A 353-nucleotide genomic window follows, 5' to 3' on the forward strand; every position below is an offset into this window, starting at 1 on the left:
CCTGGACGAAGCATCAGTCCATGCGCTCCTCATTACCGAATGTCAGCACGATCTCGTCGTCTTGCTGCAACTTACGCACAGCATCAATGATTTCTTTACGCGCTCTCTCAACCTGACCTTTCGGTGTCTGACCTAGACGACTGATAGTAGATTTCAACTCATTGGCAATACGACTTGGGAAGGTACCAATAATCTTCTCACGATCAACATCTGCAGTTCCTTTAAGCGCGTAAGCCCAAGTATCCACACTGACGTGAGCATTTAAGACATCAAATACATCACTCTCTTGCTTAAGAACCAACGCAAAATCAATAATTGACTCTTCAATAAGTTGCTTAAAATCTTCATTAGTC

1 protein-coding gene is annotated in these 353 nt (G+C 43.3%); it reads right to left on the reverse strand.

The window, feature by feature from the left end:
- Window positions 1-13: 13 nt before the first annotated feature.
- A partial coding sequence (locus AB4585_RS23545; protein WP_372171191.1) for a FliG C-terminal domain-containing protein occupies window positions 14-353 on the reverse strand: 340 nt, incomplete at its 5' end.

The sequence above is a fragment of the Vibrio sp. 10N.222.49.C9 genome (genome assembly GCF_041474985.1).
Taxonomy (GTDB): domain Bacteria; phylum Pseudomonadota; class Gammaproteobacteria; order Enterobacterales; family Vibrionaceae; genus Vibrio; species Vibrio crassostreae_C.